General features: G+C 65.8%; 7 protein-coding genes and 1 pseudogene. 6 read left to right on the forward strand and 2 right to left on the reverse strand.

Annotated elements, in window-relative coordinates; all coding sequences use genetic code 11:
• The first annotated feature begins 536 nt into the window (after nt 1–536).
• The 6 genes from cutA to ACYVKL_RS38390 all read left to right on the forward strand — a co-directional run bounded on the left by cutA (nt 537) and on the right by ACYVKL_RS38390 (nt 4,110).
• Nucleotides 537–872 (forward strand): divalent-cation tolerance protein CutA, encoded by a 336-nt coding sequence (gene cutA, locus ACYVKL_RS38365; RefSeq protein ID WP_379172334.1) that lies wholly within the window; start codon nt 537–539, stop codon nt 870–872.
• 480 nt (nt 873–1,352) lie between these two features.
• Complete coding sequence (locus ACYVKL_RS38370) at nt 1,353–1,478, forward strand: hypothetical protein (RefSeq protein ID WP_379172335.1); 126 nt, start codon at nt 1,353–1,355, stop codon at nt 1,476–1,478.
• Entirely contained in the window at nt 1,475–2,065 is a 591-nt protein-coding gene (locus tag ACYVKL_RS38375; protein WP_379172337.1) for an NADPH-dependent FMN reductase, read from the forward strand. Before ACYVKL_RS38370 ends, ACYVKL_RS38375 begins: the two co-directional genes overlap by 4 nt.
• A 77-nt stretch (nt 2,066–2,142) precedes the next feature.
• A complete protein-coding gene (locus ACYVKL_RS38380; protein WP_379172339.1) occupies nt 2,143–2,343 on the forward strand; it encodes a hypothetical protein in 201 nt (66 codons plus the stop codon).
• Between the two features lie 187 nt (nt 2,344–2,530).
• Nucleotides 2,531–2,770, forward strand: a complete 240-nt coding sequence (locus tag ACYVKL_RS38385; RefSeq protein WP_379172341.1) for a hypothetical protein — start codon at nt 2,531–2,533, stop codon at nt 2,768–2,770.
• 1,172 nt (nt 2,771–3,942) lie between these two features.
• Nucleotides 3,943–4,110 (forward strand): hypothetical protein, encoded by a 168-nt coding sequence (locus ACYVKL_RS38390; protein ID WP_379172342.1) that lies wholly within the window; start codon nt 3,943–3,945, stop codon nt 4,108–4,110.
• A 432-nt stretch (nt 4,111–4,542) separates the two neighbouring features.
• Here ACYVKL_RS38390 and dmpG read toward each other — a convergent pair whose 3' ends face one another.
• Nucleotides 4,543–5,571 (reverse strand): 4-hydroxy-2-oxovalerate aldolase, encoded by a 1,029-nt coding sequence (gene dmpG / locus ACYVKL_RS38395; RefSeq protein WP_379172344.1) that lies wholly within the window; start codon nt 5,569–5,571, stop codon nt 4,543–4,545.
• A pseudogene (locus ACYVKL_RS38400) lies at nt 5,568–6,035 on the reverse strand (acetaldehyde dehydrogenase (acetylating)); the annotation flags it as partial. The pseudogene ACYVKL_RS38400 and the gene dmpG, both read right to left, overlap by 4 nt.

Below are 6,035 nucleotides of genomic sequence, written 5' to 3' on the forward strand. Positions count from 1 at the left end.
TATCGGAATGCTGTCGAAGGGCCTGCGTTGGCGCGAAGGTCGAAGATCGTGCCGAGGGCGATGGCGTTGACACCCCGGCCACGGCAGACCTGGATACCGAGCGGTGAGGTGTCGACGGGCAACACAGTTGGCCGCGCTGCTGCAGTTCACGCGCGGCTTCCCCGGGCTCCGGTTCTGCGGTCGAGGACGCGCCCACCCCGTGTTGTCGACGGCGGCCTTCTCGAGGTCTGGCTACTCAACGGAATGGGCGAAACAGCGGACGAGCCGATGGACCCCAACGAATCCGTCGTCGCGCTCATCGACCTCGAAGGCGCCGCTGTAGTCGAGTTCTTCGACCATGCTGTCGCCGAAGGCGCCTCCGATCCCAGATTACTGCTCATTCCACGGCCCCCGTGGGCGGTGGGGTGTCCGGCGTCATGCGCCCCACCCATAGCAGCGATATGTCTCCGCGAAAGACAATCCGTACTGTGCGCTGCGCACTGCGGCCGCGCCGCGCCGCAGCCGCATCGATGTGCGTTAGGGCCTACTGTTTCCCCATGGCAGCTGCAAGGGTGTGGTCACTTACCTCGACGACTCCGACCGAGGAGGACGCACAGAAGATCGCCCGCACAGTGGTCGCCGAGCGGCTCGCCGCGGGCGCGGAGGTCACCGGCCCAGCCATGTCGGTGTTCTGGCACAACGACGAACTCGGCGAGGGTCAGGAGTGGCGCGTCACCCTCAAGACATCGGCCGCCGCCAAAGACCGGCTCGCCGAACGGATTCTCGAGCTGCACCCCTGGGCGGGAGGCCCGGAGATCATCGCGTCACCGGTCGAGTGGGCAATCGAACGCTATGCGGACTGGGTCGAGAAGTTCACAGCTGCATCGCAATAGGAACCCACCGCAGCAGCGGCGCGGCGAGCGAGATCTGCTGCCCCGGGTACTCCTGCTGCCACGCGCTGGGCCGCCTCTCGCACGCGCGCCAGTAGGCGCACCGATGAGACCGCTCCCGCAAGGGCGAAGCCCGCTCGATACCGAAGAGCGCCTGGCCACGGTCGCCAGCATCGAGATGGTGTCGGCCAGCCACGTCACCTACAGCGCCTTGTCTCATGCCCAAGCCTCGGGGTAGCCGGGAAGAAACGGCGGCGCCGACTCGGTCTCCACAACCCTTGCCCGACTGCGGTGGAGGGCCGAGGCGATTGAAGGGGCTACCGGCCCAGGACCGGATCCACCCTTGTGGAATCGGTGGCGTCCGAAGTCATCTTGTTGGCGTGAATCGTCCGCTCCTGATGGGTCGGCACGAACCTAGGGTCGGAGACGTGTCACTGATCCGCAGGTCGTCATGCACAGACGGCAACGAGTGAGGGACAGACGATGTTTGCTCCAGTGCAAGACCACCCGCTGTTCGATCAGATGCAGCAACACACGGACCAGGTGCCGAACATGACCACCGACGGCAACAAGGTCGCCGCGACCGAAAACGATTGGACCGCCGCATGACCGACCACAAGATTCTCGCGATCTCCGGCAGCTTGCGCGCGGATTCCCACAACACCGCGTTGCTGCGCACGGCCCAGAAGCTCGCCGCCGGTCTCGACATCGAGATCTATGACCAGCTGCGCGAAATCCCGCCCTATGACATGGATCTCGATACCCCCGACCTGCGCCCGGCCGTCGTGACGGAGTTGCGCGACCGGATCACCGCCGTCGACGGCCTGCTCATCGCCACCCCGGAATTCAACTACTCGATCCCCGGCGTACTCAAGAACGCCCTCGACTGGGTCAGCACCGACTGGACCAACACCGAGGGAGTTCCGCTGCGACACAAACCCACCGCGATCATGGGCGCGGCGCCCACCCAATTCGGTTCGGTGCGGGCACAACTCGCGCTGCGCCAGGTCTTCGTATGGACCGAGAGCGATATCGTCGTCAAACCCGAGTTGATCGCATTCCGTTCCCACGAACGGTTCGATGACGCCGGCAACCTCATCGACGAGACCACCATCGACCTGCTCACCGGGCTGCTGTCGGCCCTTGCCGCCAAAATCGATCGCGCCACCAACTCCGCTGCGCGCCCCACCCCCTGAAACAGTCTCGAGCGGCTACAGCACCGCGCTGGGCGAACACCAGTTGATCCGCGCCACGCTCGGCCGCTGCTGGGCGGATGCGGAAGGTGCGCAAGCCCTCTGCGAACGCGCGGGCGCCGATCACGGGGCCATCGCAGGCCCTCATTCTCACCATTGCCGCGAAACACGCCGCCGCCGTCGCTGTGGCGGACAGCGAACGGGCCGTGCAGGTACTCGGCGCGGCGGGCTGCGCACTCGACAGCCGGATCGGCGCCGCTTCTATCCCGATGCCGAAGTAAATGCACGTCATCGAGGGAGCACAGGAGGTCGCCGAGGTGGCCATGGGCGGGCACGTCATGCGGGGTGCGCGATCATGAGCGGACGCGTACAACTGGGTCCGGTCGCTACCTGGTTCCCGGACACGACCGCCGCGAATCGACGTGGCGTGGGGGAGTCCGGATTTCCTGACCACACTATCGGCATCAAGTGAAAACGAAAGGACGCACAATGATTCGAAAGACGGTACTGGTTGTCACGGCAGGGATCCTGATCGCCACCCCGGCGACAGCAACCGCTGAGGCCGCTCAGCCGGCGGTCGCTGCCAGCGCACAGGAAGTCGCAATCAACACCGGATCCGGTGCGGCCGACGCGGTGATCAATGGACTGATCGCGGCGATCTTCGGCCCCAATGATCCGTCCAAGTGCAAATTCCCGTACTGCTTCTGAGCCCGTAACCGATCTGCCCTGCCTACGCAGGGAACCCGGTCCGAAACCCGAGTAACGGCAGGCCCGGGATGCGCCGGGCCTTGTCGGTCGCGTCGGCGGTCGCTGACCGTGCCCCATGCTTCGCAAGCCCACCGATCAACACCAGGATCGCCGGTTCGTCGGTGGGCCCCGAGGGGCATGGGCAATCGGTCGGTAGACGGTGGAAGTATCAACGTCGTACCGACTGTCGCATGAAATGTCGTACATACGACGTTAAGTCGGCGAACGAGGGATCGAGCACGATCACCCGACCACATCAGGCCGGGAGCACTGTTCGAATTGGCCTGTCCGAGACGTGCTTCCACGTATACACGTCCCGCCTCCCCGTCTCGGGATGCCGGTAAGGATCGGCTCACCAGCCGCAGTGCGCCACGAGGCGCTGACCATCCGAATGGAGGTGAAAGACCGTCCGTGGTGGGCGGGGAACTCCTGGTCGGGGTATCGCGCGTCACGCATCACGGTCTGGAGGATGCAGATCACGTGGCATCGTTAGGCGACCAACACGGTCGAGATGCCCCAGACGCGGACCGCACCGCACGTGGGCGACTGATGGCCAACATCGACAGCTGCGGTCGCGACCGCGCACAGGTCGGTCGTCCATTCGACAGTGATGATCTCCAGTCCGAGCCGATCGGGAAGGAAGTTTCCTGTGTGCTGACAACTTGCTGAAAGTGCTCGACAGCGCGGTATCAGTAGCGGGATGTATCCATGAGTGTCAAAGAAGGAGAGCCACGATCTTGAGCAATCACACGAGAGCTACTGTTGCAGCCTTCGTTCTGGCCGTAGCCGTCGCGAGCGTCAGCGCCTGCCAGGACAATACGACCGTGTCCGGGTCGACCACGGGCACTGGTACTACATCCATCTCGACACCCCCCTCGAATCCGGCGATACGTCCAGGCTCGCAGTCGCCGACAGAAGCGGCCACGCCAGCGCAGAGTGCTCCGGCTGCGACCGAGGCACCCTCGCCCGGCACGACCGAGCCCTCGACTGCTCAGCCGACGTCGGTGCCGGATACAGCCGGTCTGGCGTGCTCGCGCGCGAGCCGCCAACAACTGCAGCAGGTCCTCGATGCCAGCCGAGCATCATCGGTTCCGGTTGTGCTCGGTGACCCACAGTGCAAGGGATACTGGGCGATGGCATGGTCGCAGCACACCGACGCAGCCCCGCAGCCCACGGGATACCTGTTCCAGGCATCGACCCAGGGCTTCTGGCACTACGTGACTCAGGGCAGCGCGATCGACTGTGCAGCCAGCGGGGTACCCGCCGACATCGCGGCAACGCTGCGCGGCTGCCGTCACTAAATGCGATCGCGCGAACAGGGAGCCGACCGACTACCGTCCGCATCGACGTATCTAGGTTGCCGGGTGAGCCACGCAGCTGGCCTGCCTAACATGGTGGGCCTCTAACGATTCCAGATCCTTCACAAGGCGAGCTGCCCAAGGCTGTCGTGCGATCGGCGGGTCAACCGTTCACAGCCATGAACCGCCCGTGAGGGACAGCCGTGCGAGAAGTAGCCCTCGAGAGCCAGATTTTACATGACCGTACGGACCCGTTGCGGCGCAGCATGATCGGGTCAGCCCAGCGGTCATCCGGCCGCGGTCTCACCTCTGACCAGAGCTACATATCGCCCAGGTGTCCCTCAGCCCTGGTCGGCCGAGGATCTGATCGGATCGTGGCCGCCGCTGCCCGTCGATCCGGCCATCGGTGACTGGGCCTGCTGCGCCCCCCTGCGATCAGTCTCGGTCGCTCCCCGTGAACGACGAAAGGGTCAGGGCGATATCGACGATCATGTCCTCCTGGCCACCGACGAGCCCTCGTCGCCCGGCCTCCATGAGCAAGGTGCGCGCATCGAGGCCGTACCGTTCGCCGGCGGCCTCAGCGTGGCGCAGGAAGCTCGAGTACACCCCGGCGTAGCCCAGGGTCAGCGTTTCCCTGTCCACCCGGACCGGTCGGTCCTGCAGCGGACGGACGAGATCATCGGCGGCGTCCTGCAGGGCGAAGACATCGCAGCCGTGCGCCCACTCGAGCAGGTCCGCGACCGCGATGAACGCCTCGATGGGGGTGTTCCCGGCGCCGGCGCCGTGTCCCGCGAGCGAGGCGTCCACGCGGATGGCGCCATGCTCGACAGCGGTGACGGAGTTGGCCACCGACAGCGAGAGGTTCTCGTGGGCGTGGATGCCGATCTCGGTTCCCTGGTCGAGAACGTCACGGTATGCGCGAATGCGTTCGCGCACATCGTCCATCGTGAGCCGCCCTGCGGAATCGGTGACGTAGACGCAGTGCGCGCCATAGCTTTCCATGAGCTTCGCCTGCGCGGCCAGTTGCGCAGCAGATGCCATGTGGCTCATCATCAGGAACCCCGCGACATCGAGGCCCAGTTCGCGGGCCGACGAAATATGCTGGGCCGCGATGTCGGCCTCCGTGCAGTGCGTGGCGATGCGCACCGACCGCACACCGATGTCGTAAGCGCGACGAAGATCCTCGACCGTGCCGACACCGGGCAGCAGCAATGTCGTCAGCCTCGCTCGGCGCACGGTGGCGGCGGCCGCCTCGAGCCATGCCCACTCGCTGTGTGAGCCCGGACCGTAATTGACGGACCCGCCCGCCAGCCCGTCTCCGTGGGCGACCTCGATGGCGTCCACACCCGCGGCATCGAGTGCAGCGACGATCCGGCCCACGTCCGCGGGCGCGATCCGATGCCGGACCGCGTGCATGCCGTCGCGCAGGGTGACGTCCTGGATGAACAGGGAAGTCGGGTTCATCGGGCGTTCTCCTTCTGCGACTGCGCGATTCGCTCCGCGACCTGGACGGCCGCCGAAGTCATGATGTCGAGGTTCCCGGCGTAGGCGGGCAGATAGTCCGCGGCGCCCTCGACCTCCAGGAACACCGAGACGCGGTGGGTCGGCATACCGCGGGCCCCGTCTGCCAGCAGGGTGTGCACCGGCTCGCCGGACGGTATCGGGTCGATCTGGACGGCTTGTTTGAGGCGATAGCCGGGCACGTAGGCCGCGACCTGCTCGACCATCGTCGCGATCGACGCCCGGATCCGTTCGCGGCTGCCGGGATCGGCGGCATCCACCAGGCAATAGACCGTGTCGCGCATGATCAGCGGCGGTTCGGCCGGATTGAGGATGATCACCGCTTTTCCGCGCTCGGCCCCGCCGACGGCTCGGATCGCGTGCGAGGTGGTCTCGGTGAATTCGTCGATATTGGCCCGCGTGCCCGG

The organism is Nocardia tengchongensis (assembly GCF_054781395.1).